General features: G+C 46.1%; 32 protein-coding genes. 17 read left to right on the forward strand and 15 right to left on the reverse strand.

Translation table 11 applies throughout. The features are described from left to right. Positions 1-40: 40 nt before the first annotated feature. The 15 genes from R7F67_RS18350 to R7F67_RS18420 all read right to left on the reverse strand — a co-directional run bounded on the left by R7F67_RS18350 (position 41) and on the right by R7F67_RS18420 (position 7,274). Positions 41-538 carry a hypothetical protein gene (locus R7F67_RS18350; RefSeq protein WP_158174320.1) on the reverse strand — a complete coding sequence of 166 codons (498 nt, stop codon included), beginning with the start codon at positions 536-538 and terminating at the stop codon, positions 41-43. 161 nt (positions 539-699) lie between these two features. Next, complete coding sequence (locus tag R7F67_RS18355; RefSeq protein WP_206954333.1) at positions 700-942, reverse strand: hypothetical protein; 243 nt, start codon at positions 940-942, stop codon at positions 700-702. A gap of 10 nt (positions 943-952) precedes the next feature. Next, complete coding sequence (locus R7F67_RS18360) at positions 953-1,312, reverse strand: ASCH domain-containing protein (protein WP_206954331.1); 360 nt, start codon at positions 1,310-1,312, stop codon at positions 953-955. Next, on the reverse strand, positions 1,306-1,545 hold the full coding sequence (locus R7F67_RS18365) for a hypothetical protein (protein ID WP_206954329.1): 240 nt from the start codon (positions 1,543-1,545) through the stop codon (positions 1,306-1,308). Before R7F67_RS18365 ends, R7F67_RS18360 begins: the two co-directional genes overlap by 7 nt. Then, the gene (locus R7F67_RS18370) at positions 1,545-1,775 is read right to left on the reverse strand and encodes a hypothetical protein (RefSeq protein ID WP_206954327.1); all 231 of its coding nucleotides are present in this window, start codon (positions 1,773-1,775) and stop codon (positions 1,545-1,547) included. The genes R7F67_RS18365 and R7F67_RS18370 overlap by 1 nt, the downstream gene beginning before the upstream one ends. Positions 1,776-1,812: 37 nt before the next feature. Next, the gene (locus R7F67_RS18375; RefSeq protein ID WP_206954325.1) at positions 1,813-2,559 is read right to left on the reverse strand and encodes a hypothetical protein; all 747 of its coding nucleotides are present in this window, start codon (positions 2,557-2,559) and stop codon (positions 1,813-1,815) included. Positions 2,560-2,743: 184 nt separating this feature from the next. After that, positions 2,744-2,992 carry a hypothetical protein gene (locus R7F67_RS18380; protein WP_158174315.1) on the reverse strand — a complete coding sequence of 83 codons (249 nt, stop codon included), beginning with the start codon at positions 2,990-2,992 and terminating at the stop codon, positions 2,744-2,746. Positions 2,993-3,211: 219 nt separating this feature from the next. Continuing rightward, on the reverse strand, positions 3,212-3,460 hold the full coding sequence (locus R7F67_RS18385) for a hypothetical protein (RefSeq protein WP_206954323.1): 249 nt from the start codon (positions 3,458-3,460) through the stop codon (positions 3,212-3,214). Between the two features lie 13 nt (positions 3,461-3,473). Then, positions 3,474-3,722, reverse strand: coding sequence for a hypothetical protein (locus R7F67_RS18390; protein WP_206954321.1), 249 nt, complete (start codon positions 3,720-3,722; stop codon positions 3,474-3,476). A 118-nt stretch (positions 3,723-3,840) separates the two neighbouring features. Beyond that, positions 3,841-4,380, reverse strand: a complete 540-nt coding sequence (locus R7F67_RS18395) for a helix-turn-helix transcriptional regulator (RefSeq protein ID WP_169629026.1) — start codon at positions 4,378-4,380, stop codon at positions 3,841-3,843. A 469-nt stretch (positions 4,381-4,849) separates the two neighbouring features. Continuing rightward, positions 4,850-5,116, reverse strand: coding sequence for a hypothetical protein (locus R7F67_RS18400; RefSeq protein ID WP_206954319.1), 267 nt, complete (start codon positions 5,114-5,116; stop codon positions 4,850-4,852). Between the two features lie 29 nt (positions 5,117-5,145). Then, entirely contained in the window at positions 5,146-5,670 is a 525-nt protein-coding gene (locus R7F67_RS18405; protein WP_206954317.1) for a DUF4262 domain-containing protein, read from the reverse strand. Between the two features lie 53 nt (positions 5,671-5,723). Continuing rightward, positions 5,724-6,167, reverse strand: coding sequence for a hypothetical protein (locus R7F67_RS18410; protein WP_206954315.1), 444 nt, complete (start codon positions 6,165-6,167; stop codon positions 5,724-5,726). Next, complete coding sequence (locus R7F67_RS18415; RefSeq protein ID WP_206954313.1) at positions 6,157-6,597, reverse strand: hypothetical protein; 441 nt, start codon at positions 6,595-6,597, stop codon at positions 6,157-6,159. The genes R7F67_RS18410 and R7F67_RS18415 overlap by 11 nt, the downstream gene beginning before the upstream one ends. 248 nt (positions 6,598-6,845) lie before the next feature. Next, entirely contained in the window at positions 6,846-7,274 is a 429-nt protein-coding gene (locus R7F67_RS18420) for a hypothetical protein (protein WP_206954311.1), read from the reverse strand. A gap of 449 nt (positions 7,275-7,723) precedes the next feature. On the opposite strand from R7F67_RS18420, the gene R7F67_RS18425 reads away from it, so the two are divergent. From R7F67_RS18425 to R7F67_RS18505, 17 genes are all read left to right on the forward strand, one after another. Continuing rightward, a complete protein-coding gene (locus R7F67_RS18425) occupies positions 7,724-8,182 on the forward strand; it encodes a hypothetical protein (protein ID WP_048626724.1) in 459 nt (152 codons plus the stop codon). A gap of 16 nt (positions 8,183-8,198) precedes the next feature. Next, on the forward strand, positions 8,199-8,732 hold the full coding sequence (locus tag R7F67_RS18430; protein WP_054866672.1) for a PadR family transcriptional regulator: 534 nt from the start codon (positions 8,199-8,201) through the stop codon (positions 8,730-8,732). After that, positions 8,729-8,917 (forward strand): hypothetical protein, encoded by a 189-nt coding sequence (locus tag R7F67_RS18435; RefSeq protein ID WP_104968909.1) that lies wholly within the window; start codon positions 8,729-8,731, stop codon positions 8,915-8,917. Before R7F67_RS18430 ends, R7F67_RS18435 begins: the two co-directional genes overlap by 4 nt. A gap of 144 nt (positions 8,918-9,061) precedes the next feature. Further along, entirely contained in the window at positions 9,062-9,727 is a 666-nt protein-coding gene (locus tag R7F67_RS18440; RefSeq protein WP_206954309.1) for a Ref family recombination enhancement nuclease, read from the forward strand. Positions 9,728-9,824: 97 nt separating this feature from the next. After that, positions 9,825-10,457 (forward strand): hypothetical protein, encoded by a 633-nt coding sequence (locus R7F67_RS18445; protein ID WP_169629031.1) that lies wholly within the window; start codon positions 9,825-9,827, stop codon positions 10,455-10,457. Further along, positions 10,450-10,773, forward strand: a complete 324-nt coding sequence (locus tag R7F67_RS18450) for a hypothetical protein (RefSeq protein WP_206954307.1) — start codon at positions 10,450-10,452, stop codon at positions 10,771-10,773. The genes R7F67_RS18445 and R7F67_RS18450 overlap by 8 nt, the downstream gene beginning before the upstream one ends. Positions 10,774-10,776: 3 nt before the next feature. Further along, the gene (locus R7F67_RS18455) at positions 10,777-11,928 is read left to right on the forward strand and encodes a phage tail protein (RefSeq protein WP_206954305.1); all 1,152 of its coding nucleotides are present in this window, start codon (positions 10,777-10,779) and stop codon (positions 11,926-11,928) included. Continuing rightward, positions 11,925-12,551, forward strand: coding sequence for a hypothetical protein (locus tag R7F67_RS18460; protein WP_206954303.1), 627 nt, complete (start codon positions 11,925-11,927; stop codon positions 12,549-12,551). The genes R7F67_RS18455 and R7F67_RS18460 overlap by 4 nt, the downstream gene beginning before the upstream one ends. Before the next feature lie 60 nt (positions 12,552-12,611). Then, complete coding sequence (locus R7F67_RS18465) at positions 12,612-13,151, forward strand: hypothetical protein (protein WP_069497720.1); 540 nt, start codon at positions 12,612-12,614, stop codon at positions 13,149-13,151. Between the two features lie 2 nt (positions 13,152-13,153). Further along, positions 13,154-13,915, forward strand: a complete 762-nt coding sequence (locus tag R7F67_RS18470) for a hypothetical protein (protein ID WP_206954301.1) — start codon at positions 13,154-13,156, stop codon at positions 13,913-13,915. Further along, the gene (locus R7F67_RS18475) at positions 13,908-14,885 is read left to right on the forward strand and encodes a hypothetical protein (protein WP_206954299.1); all 978 of its coding nucleotides are present in this window, start codon (positions 13,908-13,910) and stop codon (positions 14,883-14,885) included. The genes R7F67_RS18470 and R7F67_RS18475 overlap by 8 nt, the downstream gene beginning before the upstream one ends. Continuing rightward, positions 14,882-15,652, forward strand: coding sequence for a hypothetical protein (locus R7F67_RS18480; protein ID WP_206954297.1), 771 nt, complete (start codon positions 14,882-14,884; stop codon positions 15,650-15,652). Before R7F67_RS18475 ends, R7F67_RS18480 begins: the two co-directional genes overlap by 4 nt. A gap of 6 nt (positions 15,653-15,658) precedes the next feature. Then, entirely contained in the window at positions 15,659-15,943 is a 285-nt protein-coding gene (locus tag R7F67_RS18485) for a PAAR domain-containing protein (protein ID WP_042522745.1), read from the forward strand. 9 nt (positions 15,944-15,952) lie between these two features. After that, a complete protein-coding gene (locus tag R7F67_RS18490) occupies positions 15,953-16,708 on the forward strand; it encodes a hypothetical protein (RefSeq protein ID WP_206954295.1) in 756 nt (251 codons plus the stop codon). A 231-nt stretch (positions 16,709-16,939) separates the two neighbouring features. Next, complete coding sequence (locus tag R7F67_RS18495; RefSeq protein ID WP_155396901.1) at positions 16,940-17,101, forward strand: hypothetical protein; 162 nt, start codon at positions 16,940-16,942, stop codon at positions 17,099-17,101. Between the two features lie 233 nt (positions 17,102-17,334). Further along, positions 17,335-17,886 carry an N-acetylmuramoyl-L-alanine amidase gene (locus R7F67_RS18500; RefSeq protein ID WP_206954293.1) on the forward strand — a complete coding sequence of 184 codons (552 nt, stop codon included), beginning with the start codon at positions 17,335-17,337 and terminating at the stop codon, positions 17,884-17,886. Next, positions 17,886-18,236, forward strand: a complete 351-nt coding sequence (locus tag R7F67_RS18505; RefSeq protein WP_042522741.1) for a hypothetical protein — start codon at positions 17,886-17,888, stop codon at positions 18,234-18,236. The genes R7F67_RS18500 and R7F67_RS18505 overlap by 1 nt, the downstream gene beginning before the upstream one ends. The last annotated feature ends 99 nt before the right edge of the window (positions 18,237-18,335 follow it).

Genomic DNA, 18,335 nt, shown 5'->3' on the forward strand with positions numbered 1-18,335 from the left:
ACACCGCCACGATGGGCGGTGTCTTTTTATTTGGTTAGCATTAACTAATCTTTAATGCCGCTCTTAGCTTGGAGAATGCTCGATCTCGCTGGGCGCTAGAATCAGAATATCCTACGGTTACTCTTGGCGTGTCGAAGTCTAGAGTGTTAATGTGAATTACACACTTTATCATTCTACCAAATGGAACGTCCTCTCGTTCAATGCTAGAAACATCATCATAATTGAAGACCTTTCCGTTCTTTTTGGTTCCAGCAAATATCTTTTTGTTGGCGTTATCGATTATTAGGCCATTATCACCATACAGCGATACATATTCTGAATTAACACCTAAACTATTAGCTCGCTTTATAAGGCGTGAATCCTCGTACTTCCCTAAATACCAGATCACTGTAATCGTGGTGATGATTGACGTAATGATGGCTCCCCAATAATTGAAATCACCATCACTAGGGATGATATGACCTCCAGCCTGAAATGAATAATAAGCCACCACTGGCGTTATAACGAATAATGTTATGATAAGTTTTATGACAAACATTCGATTCTTACTCTTTGTTATTTAGAATTTTTATTGGCAATTGCCGCCCGAAATATTATGCATTTACTTGCCGTCAATCAAGAAACTAATATTACCTATTAATGCTCTTGTAAATGATTTGAGCTATATATGAAACGATTCTTAATGGACGGCACTGTTTATCAAAGCAAGGCGATCGACACTTCGCCGTTTCTTGCTATTTTCGCCGCCTTGGCCATTTCTTCCTTAGTTGTCGCGTAGCTGTCATAGAACTGGTCAAATTCCACGGTGTTAGGGTCGAAAGGGTTTTCCATACCGCAGCCAGATTGCGCCACCATTCGCCCTAGTTCCTCGGCTGTGTCGTACTCAAACACATAGCCTTTGTACTCGATCGTGTATTTGCATTTCTTCCACCAGCGAGCCATTTGATTACTCCTAGATATTTACCCAAATTACAGCGCCTACCTTGTGCTCATAAGGGATTGGTTCAATGCGCTGTACGTCCTCCAAAACCCAAGGGCAACGCCATTTAGCCAGCTCAGGCATAGCGTCATAGTCCACCTTGTGTTTATCAAAGTTGGCCATCAATTCTGCATGCGATAGAGGCTCTAAAGAGTCGGTTAAGTTCGCTAGGCCAACGATTAAACCAGTGCCCTGTTCAATTAGGGCAATGGTGCCTCGGATTTTGGTTTTGGTAGAGCGCATTTCCCAAACCTTTAAGCCAGCGAGGATAAGGTGAATCCACGGCTTACGGATGATTAATGCGCGTGTAACTTCAATTCCGTTGATTAACATGTTTTGTCTTGAATGCTTTCATTGATAACGGCTTGAGTGGCCGCTTTAACGCCATCGCTAATGGTTAACTCAAGAACGTCTGCTACCTTATTGGCTACGGCGGAGGCCAGCTTTTCGTGCGCCTCCGTTTCTACATTCAGCTCAAGGTTCAATGACGTGCCAATGGCATTGTTAAACACGTAAACGCCGCTATGGTCTTTTGGCTGCGTGATTTCGATAATGATTTTCGCCATTACTCGTCCTCTCCCACTTTGATGCGTGGTAAGTCAGCGTAAAACTCGTCTGGTTCGCTAGTGATGGCGCGTAGCTCGATGTGTTGAGCCTTAAGGCCAGTTTTGCGCTCGAATGCCTCACGAACAAGGCCAAGTAATTCTATTTCGTTTAACGTCACTACGCCGTGTAGTTCGTTGCCGTCAATGGTTGCGTCTTTCCAAACAAGAAAAACCAAATCATCTAATGTCATAATCTGCTCCTAATTGTTCACATTTGCTGGTGGAGGATTACAGGTAGTTCTCTCTCAGTGCTAAGGTTGTTTTTTCGGTATTGGTGTACGTGTTGCTCTCTGCATCAAAGGCGATTGCGCCAGCGTCCACCAGCTCATTAAGCTCTTTCTCTGTAGCGGGTTCGTCTAGGTCGAGTAATGTTGGGTGCCAGCCATCGTCACGTTTAGCCATCTTTGAGCCGTTATCGATAAACACCAACCATTCCGCTTGTCGGCTGGTGGTGTTGAAATGCTTCGCTAGCGACTCGATACGGGTTTTGTAATAGAAGTCGGCCTTAAGGGTTGATGTGTTGCGAATAAGCGCGCCAACCGTTGCAGGATCGCTTTGAGTAGGTGTTGAGTAGCGCATGTATATGTTTTCTCGGGTCTGATTCAAGATTTGCTCATTAAGCTCTACACCGCCCTCCGCTGCGATTCTTCGGATTAGCCCGTCTAAGTCGCCATCTGGTGCGTCAATTTGAATAGCAATCCAGCTAATTTCCTCGGCTTGTGTCGCGTTGTGCTTGTCTGCTTTGCACTGAATTGCCAGGCTGCCGTTGATCTTAGCTTTAGGGTCAAACTCGATAATGTCATATGGTTTATTGCTGTCGATTAACTTCGGCTCTGGATGGTAAAGGCTGTTGCCTTTAGGTAGGTACTCGACCGTGCAAAAGCCTAGTGTGTAGTTGCCCTCTTGGCCGACTTGTTTGGAGTATCGGCGTAGGTCAGCAGAAAATGTGTAACGTCCAACTTTATAGACAATCATTAGGTAACTCCCGTTTCTAAACATCCCCTTTAACTACAAAGGGATTAGGAACGAAATTAATATACCACTTCAACTTTAAATTCCGAACACATTTATCACAAAGAGACATAAAATATGATCATTTCATAAATCTCTGTCTATTTTTGAGCCAAAAAAGGCGCACCATTAAGGCGCGCCGTGTGGGTTAGGTTGGGAAGTTGACCACGATTGGGATTATTAGCTCGGCGTAGTCACTTAGAAGCATTAGGAACAGGCCAAGATCAACGTATAACACCAGCTTTCGCAGTTGTTTGGTTAGCTTGGTCAGATCACTAACCAGTTCTTTGGAGGTTTTGAATGCTTCGATAGAAAGTTTAATTCTTTCAATGCGTTCTGGTGTGGCCAACTTATAAACCGCAATGGCCATCGCGATAAGACTTGATATAGTTATCATGCTTTTCTTTCTTTAATCTAAAGTTAGAAAATCGAAATACGCGCGTCAATGGCCAAGCAAAAATAGTTGAAAAAAAGTGTCCAGCACTGGTCAAAAGTGCCTTAAAAATCAAAATTTGGTGGGTTAGTTTCAGTTCTATGGAGAAATGAAACTAAATTGAATAAATTCCGAACAGGATAACCAATGAGTAGTTCGGTTAGACCGAAAAAGTGGAATATATTATTCCCCGTTAATACCTAACTTAATTGATACGCCTAACACGTTCGCCAGCGAGATAAGCGAGGATAAAGATGGGTCATTAGGTGGCTGTAAGGTATTATCCATACCTTTGGCCTTGGCAGCGGTAGCTAAAGCTTCTGCAATAATCTCGGGTTCACCAGTGCTTGACGCTTCATCAATATAGGCTTGGATTGTCTGTTGGTCGGTTAGGTAGTCGGATGCGTCAAACTCTTTTAATTGAGTCGTCATAAGATCAACCTCGTTATTGGCTATTGGCCACACTGAGCGCGGTAAGGCCGCTAACCTGATTAGCTTGCTGCATTGCGCTTTGAACGGCTTCACTGTATGAGTTAGCTTCTCGGTCGAACTCGATACGAATATCGCTGCCAGATGCCGATACAGTGCAATCATTAGCACCAACCTCAAACAGCGCATTAGATAGCTCGCAAAGCGTGTCTGCGTTCATGTCGCCTTGGAACTTGGCCACCAGTGCGAAATCAAACTCTTTCAATCATCAATCCTCTTTTTAAGCAATTAGTGGCATTTTAGCTTCAACCATAAAAAAAGCCACCAGCGATACGCTGGTGGCAACTGAGACTTTATTACTTTATGGGTATTATTAGGTTAGTTTAGATATTGATGAGTAGGTTTGCGTACTTATCGCTATTCTTCATCAATCTGGTTTCTAGGTGATGGTTAATTACATCCATCATGCGAGCGCGTTCTACTAGCTCGCTAGTAACTTTGCCCTTTTGGTATAGCCAATCTGCTATGTCGCTAAGCCTCCAAAGAGGATCTTTCTTTGAAGCTTTGCGTACTGGCACAGGGAAGCCGCCGCCGCCAAATGTGCCCTTTTTGTATTTTGCTAGTGTGCTTTTCTTAACTCCGGTGAACTCCGCAGCTTCGCCCAAACTCACAAGGTCGCCCTCAATAGAGATAACCTGCAAGTTGTAGCCATCTACCGACTCCACATCCTTGATTGCTTGTGTTACAGCTTGAGCAAAGGAATCTGCCTCTCGCTCAAATTCGATATATAGCATTTCATCAACAGACATAACCGCAGCGTCAGAGCAAGCGCCCTCATACAGTTTGCACGATACGTCGAGTAAATCGTTGTCGTTCGTGATGTTGATATTGCCGATGTTTAGAGTGAACTCATAGATACTCATCGAACTCTCTCTCCGTATCACTGATACTTAATTAAATAAAAAATCGAGACTTTTAAAATCCCCTTGAGCAGTCAAGGGGATTGATATTACTTACACTGTTTTACAGCTTTTCTAATCCGCTTAGCCCACCAAAGTCGTTTGCTTGGGATAGGGGTAGACGGTACTGACATTCGGTGACATTTGTTTTTGTGGGTGCATTTGAGAATCCCTGCTGGATGCCCTTTGCTTAACTCCCAAATCCAACCAGCTTTAACTGCTTCGCTGATTGCCTTACTAATGTCTTTATCTGTATGGTACTTGCCGATAGATCACCTCATAAAGTAATTGTTAAGTCTCAGATTTTTAAAGAACGTGGGAATAAACTCACTCCCAACATCCACAATTGTACCTATTTAGATTTAAATGTCAACAATTGTGCCTATTTTTATTTTCCATGCACAAAAAAGCCACCGTGCTGGTGGCTTCATGGTTAGTTGCTCTCTTTCTTCTCAACGCAGCGATAAACGGCCATTGTGATCCCCCAACCGTTCATAATCGTGCTGTCATTGACGTAATCTTTGTCGTACTTGGCACAATGCGCGGCAACCTCGCTTAGCATCGCCTTATAGTTGATCACTGCTGAATCATAGTTGACCTGTACATAGTCCTCATTTGCAATGTCGATGTTATAAGACTGTCCCCAAACAGCGACACAACCAGACAGCAACAGCGGGAGTAGACAAACAATTTTACGCATTTCTATTGATACCTATTATTTTGATGTTTCTATTTTTGGTTATTCAGTTCGTTTAATGATGGCTGTGCGAACACATCATTAAATCCATCCTCAAAAGGCAACTTACCCTTTTCATCGGGGAAATAGACCTGTACGAACTTGGGCGTGGTTTTAACATATTCGGGATGGCTACAGTAGAAGTTATTCGCCTGTACCGTGTATTCATCCACCAGCGCTTCGAGATTCGATATTTCCTCGATATAAACAGGTAATCTCTGCCCGTTCTTTGTCTGGATAACATGATCATTGCGTCCAAGCGCAAAGCCGTGCTCTTTCCAGTGGTGGTGAAGCTGCATGATGATCATGTGCGCCGTTGTGTGCGCTGGATGATTGATAACAATGTCAGGCCAATCGTGATAAGCATGCCCGACACTATAGGTAAAATCTGGTGTAGCCAGCACGAAAACGCCGTGGCTCTTAATGCAGCGACGAATATCGCCGTATAGACTTGCTAAGAAGTCCTCCCGCTTAATGTGGTCGTGTAGATCACAAAGGAATGATTCGAATGTGTTCATAGTCGTAAATCAGGATAGGGATGGCCACCAGCGAACTGGCAGCCAATGGAAAGTTAATAGCCGTTTGCTTTTCGTGGTAGCTTGGCAATCACCGCCAACACTTCGTCACATAGCGCTTGGGTCATCTGCATAGGGTCAATATCGTTAACGTTCACTAGGTGGCGAACGTCACGAATATCCCGAGCCAATTTGCAGCATTCTTGCCATTCTTTAAGCTGGTCAGTAACAACGCCATCGCTCGTCTCTTGGCCTAGATTGAATGCGATTAGACGTTGGCTACCGCTTCGATGTTCTACGCCATCATCGCGTCTAAACGTCATTTCAATAGGGCTTAAAACGTCCCGTAGTACCATTGCCTTAAAACGTGCCTTAGTAACCGCTGTTACCTCGGCAGGAATAAAGAACGTGCCTAATGTTCGAGTACACCAACCGGAGTTAACATTAACGGTACGTCTGACATAAACCACATCGCCTTTAGTTAGTTGTTTAAATTGCATTGGCTTTCCCCTGTTCTTGTTTGTGTAGTTCTCGGCACTTCTCGGCGTATTTGTGAGCAAAGCTGACAATATCTTTTAAGCTTGAGCGGTTCTTATCGTGATGCTCTTTCTTAAATGCCTCTTTCTGGCTGTCAGATAGTGCAGCCAGTGTCGCGTCGAACTGTGCGCGTTTCTCCGGCTGACCAATCACTAATGAATCAAAGGCATCGGCTAAAACAAGATGGTTTGCTTTCATCCATTCGCCATCGATGTTTCTTTCCTCAAACCAGTCTCCCCAACCCAAAAGGATCGGTGAACGTTCTTCGGGATTATCGACTGAAACCGCGCCGTAGTGGCTTGATAGCGAGTAAGCGACGACCGCCGCCACTTCAAGGTTCGGGGCGTAGAAAGTGAGTGGGTCGCTAGGGTTAATAAGTTCAAATAAAGTCATATTCAACATGCTCTATATCTCTTGATGTTTATTTCGTTGCTGGTGGAACTAGAACAATTGCTGTTGTTCACTGCCGCTTTTCTTGCCATACCAGAGGGTGTAATTGTTTCTATCACCGCTGGCATGAACTCCGTTGGCGTTCATCTTGTAAACCGTGTTTAAGACAACGCCATGTATCCTGGCAAACTCCGAATTGCTTCGGAAATTAGCCTTAATAAATTCGTCCAATGGGTAGATCGTCAGCATCGTTAAAACTGTTCTGCGTACTGCTTTGTCATCTTCAAAAGGTGGCTAATGTTGCGTAGCTGTTGATCGTGGGTTTCTTGCGTTTGGTCATCGTCCAAAATCAATGACTGGATGGTGACATCCCAATCAATGCCCTTTTTTTCAATCAAGTAAACTGCATCAGCTAGATAGGTTAAAAATTGATATTGAGAATCAATCTCTGTGTAGCTTTCTTTGGCTTTGTAAGTAATCTCATCAAAATAAGCAGAGAGTGAATCCCAAAACTTAACACTGCTACTTGCTGTCGTTTTCATCTCATAAAGATGGCCAACACGTAGTTTGCTGTCAGTGAAAAGTCGTTTTAGCTGGTGGGCGTATGTACCTCTCTGCATTAGCACCATATCAGGGTTAATTAGTGGGTTAGTGCTGCAAAATCCGTGAATTAGATTCATTTCTTAAACGGCTCCGACTGTTTGCTTGTGGCGTAATCTAATCCCATTTTTGGATTATGGCAACAACTTTTTATTCCGAACACACAACTTAATATCAATATATATTTTTTTGATATTAAGGGGCAAATTAGCTATTGCATATCTTAATTTTGATGTGGTAGTCTCATTCCGCATTCCGAACACGCTCAATCATTTGCAGAAAATGACCATAAAAACGTTCAATACCAGCAAAGGCACTATTGTCCTGTCTAACCACGGAGCAACAGTATCGATGGCCATTAGCCGCAACGCTGGCGCGGTAGCGAACGTGTGTGTGAGTTGGGTGTTAGGAAGTGCAGATGAGGCGAAAGCCTTTATTGAGGGCGCAGACGAAAAAGCGATACGAAATGAAATGCCTCGCTTTTCCATGTGTGCAGATGTGGTTAAACAACTAGACAAGGCACTGGCCAATGGCAATTCCAAAAAACCAGTTGAGCCTACTCATAGAGCTTATGGAAGCTCTACCGCTAGATGGAACGGTCTACGAAATGCCACTACAAGTAGAGTTTATCCCGCACGATGAAATCTACATCGGCTATTTCGATACGACCGTCATTGACCGCATGCAAGGGCTAGGAATTATCACGTTACTTGGGGTGCATGATGATGAGCGACAAGCTATCAAACTCAATGAGCGTGACGATTTTCTAGCAAGCTGGTCGGCGGGAGTGAGTGAGGCTCGCAACGGCTCAGATCTGCATTATGCAGACTACAACAACAACCAATATGCGTTTACTGCCGGATACGAGCACTGGCACAACCGCAACAAAAAGGCGTTAAAGGGAAGACTTACGCATTACTCAACAAGTAGAGAGTATCTCTGTCATGGATTTATTGACGAGGATACGGGTGAAATTTGGCATCAATAACAAAAGGTAACTAACTATGACTTTGGGTAATCTACTTCTAGCAATTCTTGAACAGAGAACACAAACAGGCTATGACCTAACAAACCGAACTATGCCTGAATCTGGCGCATGGCAAGCTAGCCACCAGCAAGTGTACCGCGAACTCGGTCGCATGACCGAAAAGGGTTTAGTGTCACACGAAATTGAAGCGCAAGACGGTAAGCCAGACCGCAAGAATTACAGCTTAACTCAAGATGGCGAGCGTGTTCTTAACCTTTTACGCAACGAATCTACATGCGATGACCTGTCTATCATTCGTAGTCCTGCATCGGTGATGCTGGAAATCGGCAGCGAGACTTACTTCAAGTCGTACATTGAAAAGCTCAATCAAGAAATCACTCAACTTAAAGAGAAGCTGAACGCGCACCAGAAAGAGAAAGGCGTGTTCTGTGACAACTTCACACTGCATGTAGAGCGCGACATTGATATGCGCAAAGCAGAGCTTAAGTTTGCCGAACGTTCACTGTCTATGATCACTTCCTCAAACATTGCTACGGAGAATGCTGCGTGAAACCTCGCAAAGCCGTTTATCTTTTAGTTGGCTCGCCAGCGCTTAAACGAGCCAAAGAGTGTTTAACTCGAAATCAGCCTTGGGACTACGAGGGCAAGCTCATGAAGATCGTCAGTTTGGGGCAACGGATGCGTAACGATGACGGCAAGCCATGCCATCGGGTTTTGATTGAGAGTTACTTTTGATAGGTACAAAAAAACCGCGAATAAACGCGGTTTTTTTGCGGCTGGCCTTAGCAAACAGTTCGAATCAGCAAATTCGAGTTACCAGCCTTTTCATGTTCCACCAGCAAATGTGAAACAAGAGCAAACAAATAGTAGGTGTTTTTAATGGCTTTGACAATAGCAGAGAAACTTCAAAGACGACGAGAGAAGCAAAAACAATCAATGGAACGGGCGCGCGCAAAGCAAATCGCCAAGATGAATGACCCCGAGGAACGGGAGAAGCGCTTCAAAAAGCAATTACAGCAACAAGAACGTCAGCGCCAGCGACAAATCGAGCGCTTAAATGATCCCGAATACCAGAAAAAGCAGCGTGACAAACAACAACAGCGTATCGAGCGCCAAAAAGCGAAGCCGGTAGCGAAGAAACCGACCAAAAAGATCGCCAGTAAGGGATTGAAAGGTCGAACGCCTACGGCAGAGGAAAAGCGCATTATGGATGCCATTGGTCGCTTACCGTGTATTGCGTGTTGGCTGCATGGCCGAGAGAATCCGGTGATTTCCTTGCATCATGTGTTTGGTCGTGTTGGAGAACGGGCGCATGCGTATGTATTACCCTTGTGTTGTTATCACCACGACACGCTACTGGAAGCGGATAAGCGCGCTCAGTATCCCGATATGATACCTATCCACGCAAAAGGGAAATACGGCGGCAAAGCGCAATGGAAGATCCACAACGGTACAGAGACAGAGCTGTTATTTAAGGTCTATAAGCTGGCGGGATTGCCACTTGAACTGCTCGAAAACATTTACCCACAACATTCCGAACATTAATTAATATAAACACCATTAACAGGGCTAAAAAGCCTAGTTAATGGTGTTAAACTGACCAAGACTCCCCATCTTAAAAAGCGCGCTTAGAGGTCACAACATGGCACGAACGCGCATAGCTGTACTTACTCTATCATCTGGCCAGCCACGACTTATGCTTGCTGGTGTAGATGATGGTCAACTCCATATCATCGAATGCCAACAATTAGAGCGCTCATTGATGAGCCTTAAGCTGACTTTGCCCGAGAAGTTAGAAAAGCTCAAAAAAGGCGGTTTTATTGTGCTGGTGGACGAGGTTACGCCCTACTTTTCGAAGTATGGGCGCGCCGTTCGCCTGTCCGAACTGGACGCAAAAGGCAGACCGATCATTGTGTCGGCAATGGAAGCCTATAACTATCTCACATCCCTAAACGCTATCACTTACCCGCCTAACGCTGGTGGCCGCTTCGAAGTGTCGCCATCCATCGTAGAAGAAGTACGGGGAACCGATGGTAAGCCAACGTACAACATCGACTGGTCAGAACTGCGCCCTGACACCTACGCGCTCATGTTTGTGGTCTATGCAGCCACACAAGACAGTATTGGCGACACGGTAACGCTTAAGAGTTTGTTTGACCTGTTACGGAAACCTAAGAAAGAGCCAGAAATGGCCTCGCGCGCAATGGGACTGTTTAAGGCTAAAACGGGGCTAATCGCAGACGGTAAGTATCGAATGGGAGGCGATGATGAGTAAGTTATCCCGCCTCTCAGCAGAGAACATCGAGGACGATATTCTACGGGCGCATTTCTTTGCCATCGTCATGGAATACGTCAACCGTTCGGGCAATACCGATCTCTTTGAGTACACCATTCGACTTGATGAGGTTTATCGTGCGGATCTCGTCTCTTACAGAGCTTACGCCACGGTTGAGCTTGATTGGTTGGTTAGTCTGGTCTGTGACGTAGACGACCCAATTAATCCGCTACCTGTTGGCGAAACCATCAAACTGCCACCAGCATCTTGGGTGCGTCGTTCCATGCGTCAATTCATGGACGAAATGGGGCTGTAACTTATGCCGAAGAAGTTTGAAGCGGAGAAACGGGATAACGGCTCATTTGCCAGCCTTGGCCTCAATGAGAGACAGTTCAACCAGCTATTCAACAAGATTGAACGGGCACAAAAGAAAAACCGCCGCAATGCCAAGCGAACACTGACCGCCTCAACGCTGGCCAAGCCAACTAATAAGGCATTAAAAGCGCTAGGCGAAAAGGCTAAAGGGCAACGGTTTACCAAAGAAGACCTGATCAAGTTCGACAAGGCTCGTCAGCGACACAAAGAGGTCTATGACAGCAAGACAGCGGGTATCACCTACGCCTTTTTGGTGAAGAACTCGCGTCAAATCGACGTAGACCGTGCAAACAACCGTGTCGATGACGGTACAGGCATTCACAAGGCCACGTTGATCGGTATTAAGAACAATATCGCGCTTATTCGTGTCCGAGCATCAAGCGTGTCGAAGCACGAAGAACACCGAGTAAAGGTGCGTTTTGAGCAGTGGGATGAGCTACTACACGAACCGCCTAATGGGGATTACAACCAAGCGGTGCAATTGGCGTGTGCTGGCCGTATTTCCTTTGATTGCGACTGTGGCCGTCACCAGTATTGGTATCGATACTTGGCCACTATGGGTAACTACTGCATAGCGCCGCCTAAAGAGTTTGCTTTCCCGAAAATCCGAAACCCTGAATTGTCCGGTGTGGCATGTAAACACGTTCTCAAGGCAACAACCATGCTGCAATCGCTGGCATGGCAACGCATCTTGGCCAACCAAATGAAACAGCAAGCGCGCCGTGTTGGTTTTGGCTCAGATAACAAAACGTACTTGCTCAACGAGAACGAGAAGAAAGCTGCCGCACGTAACCGTAAAACGGTGGTGGATAAGGCCGCCGCTACGCGCGAACACGCGAAGTATCTACGCGCTCAGAAAGCAATGGAAAAACAGATCGCCAAACAGAAACGGGAAAGCGAAACCATCAAGCGCCAAGCGCGCAAACTGCGTAAGGAGTCCAACGAGAAGAAAGGTTATATCGATATGATTAAGGTCGGCTTCCAGAACTTCCATGACGGCTACAAGCTGCAAGGGAAAACTAAGAGTGAAGCACTGACCGATTTCGCAAAATTGATGAACGTAACACCAAGCAGATTAGAGAGAATCATCAAGTGAGTGACGTAGTTAAACCTGTAGTAAGAAAGGTTCGATACCAAGGCCATGAGCCCTTTAATCGCGTTTTAAGGGAAGATTGGATTAAGGCTATCAAACTATCACCTGATCACTTTGAAGCGTCCCTGTATCGCCCTATTGAGCCAGAATCGGCACCAACGGATGATAATTACCAAAGCGAGTCAGTATTAGAGCTAGAAACCAACCAAGATACGCTCACTTATAGCGATCCAGAGCTGGTGGCTTTGTTGGATTGTCCAGATGAGCAAGAGAACTTTTTCATGATGGATGATGGCGACGAAAACCTTGGCGAGTCCTTAGAGCCGCTAATGCTGCGTATTGCTTCGCACCATGTTCCTATCGGTAGTGTACTGGAATGGGATGAAGAAACCGCCGAGGGATTACGAACCGTGTGGTGGTACGTACATAAGGCCGTTGGCTATGGTACGGCGAACGTGGGCGTGATTTATGTCTGCATACCAATGCGTGACTTTAACCAGCCACCAGCGAACTTACCGGAATTACCGGATAGTTCGATTGAACCAGAACCTAAGCCAGAACCGGAGGAAGATTTCTTACCAGAACCGGAAGAAAACTTACAAGACGGTGAAGTGATCGAGCTTTAACGTTAATATCAGCCCTATTCCAACCCATCCTTAAAGCGCCGCTCCAATTATGGAGTGGGCATGACATTACAGACTAGCCGAAAGCAAGTGCCAGCCAGTGCCAAGCGCCTTAGTAGACTTGCACCTAACTGGTCATACGCGAACAACATTCTTAACTTTGGTTGCGGTAAGTTTCCCGACCTAACAGAAGAATACCTTACTAACTACCACAAGCAGATCATGACGGTCACTCACTATGACCCGAACTCGAAAGCGAAAGGCGTAGTAAACAATATTGCCGAAATTGACAGCTCAAAACGCCGTTTTTGCGTCATGTTATGCGCGAACGTACTTAACGTGTGCAAAGACCTAGACGCAGCGATCGCAGATATGGCCAAGATTGATTTTGATTGCGCGGTCATTCAAATCTATGAGGGCAACCGATCCGGTAAAGGCCGCAAAACGCGAGACGGCTACCAGCGCAATGAGCCAGTATCGGCTTACCTCCCTATCCTAACGAGCAACTTCCACAAGTTCGATGTGACCTTACACCGAAGCGATAAGTGCATCACTATCGTGAAAGGCCGTAAGTATTACGAGCTGGACGATTTGGAGGACTAATCATGCAACTGGACGATGCGTTCTTTGAAATCCCATGCGATGTAGTGACATTCGATGGCAAGGTGGAACACACAGAGCTAACCGACATTGATCGTGCGGTGGCTGCCTTTTTCCAGAACGTGCTTGATTCCTTAGTTGTGACTGACACTAAACGGCGAGAGAACAGTGAGTTTTCTCGCTTTGTTGGCCGTGATAAGTCGAGAAAGATTTACTACGGCAACTTTAACGATCCAGTGTCATTCCTATCTAAGTTAACGGCAAAATTGGGCGACAAGGTGAAAGCAAACCGTAATGAGCTTTTACCTGTTTGCTACATCACGCGCGATCCGGTGATTGGGTTTGTTGATGGCGGGGAGTACGTCGATATTGCTGACTATGGCGAACTGGCCAATGAACAAGGCCAGCCTTATGCCGTGATTAATAAGTCCTTTGTCGCGCTTACCTACCGCATTAATGCCCTAGCTTGGAACCAGTCTACCCTTAGCCGCCTAGCGCTAGGTTTAATGGTTTGGCTACGTCATACCAAGGGCAAGCGTAAACATGTATTCAGAGCGAAAACCATGCTCGCGGGTACTGAAATGGAAATCAACATCGAGATACGTGGCCGTAAAGATGCGATGACCGAACCCGCCGAAGTAGACCATGAAAATACTCGCCTGTTTGCTTCCTCAATCTCTTTTGAAGTGATTGCAGAGGTTTATGAGGCCGAGTCGATCGCTGTCCGTCAGGGTGCGATTGGTGTGGGAGGCCGAGTCATTGAGTAACAAAGAATACTTTCTCGCCCAAAAAGTTGTCACCAACGAAAATGACATCCCTATCGAGCACATTCATTCGTTTACCTACATTGAGTGTGCTTCGATGGACGGCAACAAGCTGGTTATGGAAATCATGGATCAGGCTGCCGTTTATCGGGATGACTACGGGATTAAGCGCGGTTCAGAGATCGAGGTCACGATGGCCGATGTGAACGAGCGAGGCGATCAGGTTTGGATTGAAAAATTCATTGTGGCCAAGTCCACCAGCGCTGACGGTATGCTTACCGTTCAAGCATTCCAAAAGGATGCGCACCTACTTAAAGAGCCAGTCACAACGCCTCGATTCTTTGTTGAAATGCAGCCTAAAGACATTCTGGCCGAGCTATTACCCGATCTAAAAATCGAATGTGACAGCTTTGAACGTGGCGCTACGTACCATTTAAATGCTGGTGGTACTAAGTCTCGCTTAATTCGAACAATGGCCAGAGATTACGGCTCAGTGGCGTTTATCTGCCGTGGTGTTATGCACTTTAAGTCGCTCAAGAACATGGATATGAGCGAGCAATTCAAGATGGAACAGTCGAATCCAGAGGAAGCAGAGCACAGCATTGCGAACTACTCCATTATCGGAGAGGAAGCCCTGTTTGAGCGCGTTCTTAACCGTAACTATGCCTCTTGGGATACCGTCGAGGGCTTCCAAGGTGGCCAACGTTCGGGCGCGATGGTCATGGTCAGCGTTCCACAAGCCAAGGCGCTGAATAATCAACACATGGCCATCATCCCTATTTTGGATGTGGAACTTACCGGAAATACTGCCTTTACGCCTCTTTCGGTGTGCTCAGTGCTATTCCATAAACGGCTACCCGCTACCGAGCTGGATGAGTCCATGCCAGAGAAACAAATCATGAACCGTGTCGCCCATTGTCAACGTGGGAACCGGTATCAGTGTCGTATCGAGTTGGGAGTCAGAAACCTATGAGCGATTCGTCAGAGAACAGAACACGCACCAACGTCACTAACCGCTTGTTTGGTAGCTATCAGGCCGAAGTGGTAAATACCGTCCATCCGAAAGGCTTGTACATGGTATCCGTTCGCTTGCTTGGTTATTGGGATGCAATCCCCGATAAGGATTTACCTTTTGCCGAGTTTCTACTGCCATTGGGCGCAAAACCGAGTGGTGGCCATGCAGTGCCAGTGGAAAAAGGGGATCTGGTTTGGGTGGATTTTCCTCGTAATGGCGATACCCGTTATCCCCGTATTACCGGATCGCTTTACTACGCGCCTAACTATGAGTCGTACCTACCAAGCGAGGTGAACGGCGAAGCCTATCAGCCTAAACGAGCCGATGGAGAACCCGAGCCACCAGCCTATGACCGCAAAGATGCGCTCTTTGTGCGATTTGGTTTGCGTGAGCTCATCACGCATCAAGGCGGCTACTCAGTAACGCATACCCAAAGCGGTACGGCCATTGAAATTACGCCAGATGGCCAATGTGTTATTCACGTCGAGGGCAATGCGTTTCGCAGCTCAACAGGGAACACATTCGAGCAAATCGGAGGCGCACTAACTATCAAAGTGAAAGGCGATGCGAACATCGAAGCGGGTGGTGATGCAACCGTAAAAGCCTCCGGTAAAGCCAACCTAGAGGGCAATGAAGTGACCATTAAAGCAAGTGGTAACGTCAATATCGATGCTGGTGGCCAGTTCGCTGTTAAGGCTGCCGCAGCTCCATTTACATTAGGGTAATGCACTATGCCAGCCGTAGGAATTGTAGGGAGTGTGGATAGTGGTCATGGTGGCTTTAGTCCAGGTGTTTTTGTTTCTGGCCAGCCACTACTGACCGTGAATGGAATCAATGTATTAGGTACGGGTGATATATCCGTCATGCACGTAAAACCAGATAACCCGCCGCACGTAGGCGTTATAACTGGTAGTTCAAAACTTACTGTTAATGGCGTTCCGGTCGCCGTGGTAGGCGATGCCCTTGGGTGTGGCGCTACGCTGGTAAACGGTAACGACTTGATGACGATTGATTGAGGCAATTTGATGTTAGACACACAAGAGCAAATCGAACAGTTTCGCCAGTTTTTAGACGTAGGCGGCCTTAAGGAAGCGGAGAACCTTACCCGAGGCAAATCCCTTAAGGTGAAGTGTGAAAGCTTGTCAGGGAAGCTATCAGGCTGCGTGAGCGAGGATATTGAGGACTACCAAGGCGCATCGCAGTTAGTGGTAACGCTTAAGGGTTTGAATGACTCAGTGAGCGCAACGGTGGCCACGTTAACGCAATGGAATGAGCACCTAGTGTTGATCACCGACCCAACCGACCTCGAACAAGTGTCTATTGGTGTGAACATCAAACACAAGGTTGATGGTACAGAGGACAACGTACCCGCTCCGAGTATCTTGCCAATTACCAGCAAGGAAGAACTGAAAGCGCTTGAGGCAGTGATCAATGGTCTTTCTGGCCATGTGGATGCAGCCGTATCTCTTATGGCGCAAATCAATACTGCATTAACGCCGCCAACAAGCGGCAGTGAGTCAGATAACGGTGCAACCTTACCGCCACCAGACTTGCCGCCAGAACTAGAAAGCCAAGCGAATGCGCTAAACGAGATCATGGCTCCCCTTGCTGGTGGCGTGACCAGCTCAAGCACGGTGATTGACGCAATGATCATTGCGTCGAAAGAGGAACGCACCTTAGCGTTAGGCTACTTCACTAAGGCGATTTCATTTACCATTTGTAGCAACCAGACGAAAAAAACGAGCATCAAATACGCGACAGCAGAGGTATTTAGACTGTAGAATGTTTTTTGTTGCTAAACCCTTTCCTATTCGCACTAGAAAAAAGACAAAATGAGTTATTCAGTTTATTTAAACGCATATGAACTATGCGGATTAATGTCGCTTATCATCGTACTAGCAATTAACCTATTTAGAGCTCGAAACGAGCTTAAATCCACCAAGGCGCGACTATCCTTTGTGATACGCAAAAGCCTCAGTGTTGAGGGAGAATACATGTACGATGGGTGCAGAATGAACGTGATATTTGATGCGGTGCGATACAGCGGAAATCAGTTTTACTTGATGCGTAAAGATCAGGTGATGGCCAGCTTCCACGTAGAACCCTATCGAGTTAATCCTGTTCTTGATTACTTCAAATCAAACAAGATAGAGCCCGTTCAAAACCGACCATAATCCAAGCAAAGCCAGCGTTCGCGCTGGTTTTTTTCTAAATTGCAGGCAAAAAAAAGCCGCGAGGTAAGTGTTCGCGGCACAAGAAGCTATTACAAAGGTTAAAAATGAAGTTTCAACGTTAGTTGACACCAGTCGATTGGGATGCCGATCTGGTAAAGCAAATATACTTCCTATTCCGAACATAGTCAATACCTAAGTACATATTAGTTAAGCTAAGTTTGGGAATTTATAAAATGAAAAAAGTCTGTATTGTTGTTGGCCATAGTTTTAAAGATGGCGGCGCTTACAACGAAACATTCGGAATGAATGAGTATGGCTATAATCATCCCCTAGCCAGCTTATTGGCCGCCGAGCTACATAAGCGAGACATTCTTCCAGTGATCATGTATCGAGACACCTACTCACGGATGATCAGTGATGTGAACGAATCGGGCGCTGACTATGCCATCGAGTTACATTGTAACAGCGTGGCCAATAAGTCAGTTCAAGGTTCAGAGACATTGCATTGGCATAAGTCGGACAAGAGTCAAGCACTTGCTCAGCGCCTACAAAAAGCGGTGGCTGGACTTATCGGACAGCGTGATCGTGGCCTTAAGCCTATCTCGAACACTGGTACTGATACTCGCGGTTGGCGTTTCTTGATGAAAACCAAAATGCCAGCCGTGATTTTGGAGCCGTTCTTTTTGTCTAACGACGAGTCGTTACAAAAGGGATTGGAACTGCGCGAAAAGCTAGCCGTAGCACTGGCAGAAGCGTTCGCAGAACACATTAAAGAGAGCAACTAATGATGGGACTAGCAAAAGTGTTTACAAGTAGTCTATTTAAGAGCGCCACCAGCGAGAAAGTAGGTGGCATTATCCACGAACTGACCGAGTTTGGTGATCGTGTGTTTACCAGTGACGAAGAACGCAAAGAGTTTGCCTACAAACTGGCAGAGCTTGAAGCGGCCAGCTCTAACACATTGGTACGTACTGGACGCGCCGCTATGATGTGGAGCATCGCGCTGGTGGTCATTTATCAACTCATTGTTCGTGACTTTTTGGCCGTTTTCTATGGGGTTGAGCTTCCAAGCTTAGAGACTGACACACAAGAGCTACTAAGCAACGTGTTCGGCTTTTTGGCAGGAACCCTATAACAACTGAAAATTTTTTAAATTTTTTTTAGATGCCCTTTCCTATCCCCTTTTCTCTCAACAAAAACACACGATCAACGACATAGAAATCCCCTGTCGTTA

The sequence above is a fragment of the Vibrio sp. YT-17 genome, assembly GCF_033337375.1.
In the GTDB taxonomy this organism is placed as follows: domain Bacteria; phylum Pseudomonadota; class Gammaproteobacteria; order Enterobacterales; family Vibrionaceae; genus Vibrio; species Vibrio alginolyticus.

What these genes read in the sequence shown, in the direction of transcription:
- R7F67_RS18385 (WP_206954323.1), bottom strand. Translation starts at nt 3,460, where the DNA reads ATGACGACTCAATTAAAAGAGTTTGACGCATCCGACTACCTAACCGAC.
- R7F67_RS18370 (WP_206954327.1), bottom strand. Translation starts at nt 1,775, where the DNA reads ATGACATTAGATGATTTGGTTTTTCTTGTTTGGAAAGACGCAACCATT.
- R7F67_RS18400 (WP_206954319.1), bottom strand. Translation starts at nt 5,116, where the DNA reads ATGCGTAAAATTGTTTGTCTACTCCCGCTGTTGCTGTCTGGTTGTGTC.
- R7F67_RS18480 (WP_206954297.1), top strand. Translation starts at nt 14,882, where the DNA reads ATGAGCGATTCGTCAGAGAACAGAACACGCACCAACGTCACTAACCGC.
- R7F67_RS18465 (WP_069497720.1), top strand. Translation starts at nt 12,612, where the DNA reads ATGACATTACAGACTAGCCGAAAGCAAGTGCCAGCCAGTGCCAAGCGC.
- R7F67_RS18360 (WP_206954331.1), bottom strand. Translation starts at nt 1,312, where the DNA reads ATGTTAATCAACGGAATTGAAGTTACACGCGCATTAATCATCCGTAAG.
- R7F67_RS18420 (WP_206954311.1), bottom strand. Translation starts at nt 7,274, where the DNA reads ATGAATCTAATTCACGGATTTTGCAGCACTAACCCACTAATTAACCCT.
- R7F67_RS18350 (WP_158174320.1), bottom strand. Translation starts at nt 538, where the DNA reads ATGTTTGTCATAAAACTTATCATAACATTATTCGTTATAACGCCAGTG.
- R7F67_RS18470 (WP_206954301.1), top strand. Translation starts at nt 13,154, where the DNA reads ATGCAACTGGACGATGCGTTCTTTGAAATCCCATGCGATGTAGTGACA.
- R7F67_RS18500 (WP_206954293.1), top strand. Translation starts at nt 17,335, where the DNA reads ATGAAAAAAGTCTGTATTGTTGTTGGCCATAGTTTTAAAGATGGCGGC.
- R7F67_RS18440 (WP_206954309.1), top strand. Translation starts at nt 9,062, where the DNA reads ATGGCTTTGACAATAGCAGAGAAACTTCAAAGACGACGAGAGAAGCAA.
- R7F67_RS18455 (WP_206954305.1), top strand. Translation starts at nt 10,777, where the DNA reads ATGCCGAAGAAGTTTGAAGCGGAGAAACGGGATAACGGCTCATTTGCC.
- R7F67_RS18485 (WP_042522745.1), top strand. Translation starts at nt 15,659, where the DNA reads ATGCCAGCCGTAGGAATTGTAGGGAGTGTGGATAGTGGTCATGGTGGC.
- R7F67_RS18495 (WP_155396901.1), top strand. Translation starts at nt 16,940, where the DNA reads ATGAACGTGATATTTGATGCGGTGCGATACAGCGGAAATCAGTTTTAC.
- R7F67_RS18355 (WP_206954333.1), bottom strand. Translation starts at nt 942, where the DNA reads ATGGCTCGCTGGTGGAAGAAATGCAAATACACGATCGAGTACAAAGGC.
- R7F67_RS18490 (WP_206954295.1), top strand. Translation starts at nt 15,953, where the DNA reads ATGTTAGACACACAAGAGCAAATCGAACAGTTTCGCCAGTTTTTAGAC.
- R7F67_RS18365 (WP_206954329.1), bottom strand. Translation starts at nt 1,545, where the DNA reads ATGGCGAAAATCATTATCGAAATCACGCAGCCAAAAGACCATAGCGGC.
- R7F67_RS18430 (WP_054866672.1), top strand. Translation starts at nt 8,199, where the DNA reads ATGACTTTGGGTAATCTACTTCTAGCAATTCTTGAACAGAGAACACAA.
- R7F67_RS18410 (WP_206954315.1), bottom strand. Translation starts at nt 6,167, where the DNA reads ATGCAATTTAAACAACTAACTAAAGGCGATGTGGTTTATGTCAGACGT.
- R7F67_RS18505 (WP_042522741.1), top strand. Translation starts at nt 17,886, where the DNA reads ATGATGGGACTAGCAAAAGTGTTTACAAGTAGTCTATTTAAGAGCGCC.
- R7F67_RS18450 (WP_206954307.1), top strand. Translation starts at nt 10,450, where the DNA reads ATGAGTAAGTTATCCCGCCTCTCAGCAGAGAACATCGAGGACGATATT.
- R7F67_RS18375 (WP_206954325.1), bottom strand. Translation starts at nt 2,559, where the DNA reads ATGATTGTCTATAAAGTTGGACGTTACACATTTTCTGCTGACCTACGC.
- R7F67_RS18405 (WP_206954317.1), bottom strand. Translation starts at nt 5,670, where the DNA reads ATGAACACATTCGAATCATTCCTTTGTGATCTACACGACCACATTAAG.
- R7F67_RS18415 (WP_206954313.1), bottom strand. Translation starts at nt 6,597, where the DNA reads ATGACTTTATTTGAACTTATTAACCCTAGCGACCCACTCACTTTCTAC.
- R7F67_RS18445 (WP_169629031.1), top strand. Translation starts at nt 9,825, where the DNA reads ATGGCACGAACGCGCATAGCTGTACTTACTCTATCATCTGGCCAGCCA.
- R7F67_RS18425 (WP_048626724.1), top strand. Translation starts at nt 7,724, where the DNA reads ATGGCAATTCCAAAAAACCAGTTGAGCCTACTCATAGAGCTTATGGAA.
- R7F67_RS18380 (WP_158174315.1), bottom strand. Translation starts at nt 2,992, where the DNA reads ATGATAACTATATCAAGTCTTATCGCGATGGCCATTGCGGTTTATAAG.
- R7F67_RS18395 (WP_169629026.1), bottom strand. Translation starts at nt 4,380, where the DNA reads ATGAGTATCTATGAGTTCACTCTAAACATCGGCAATATCAACATCACG.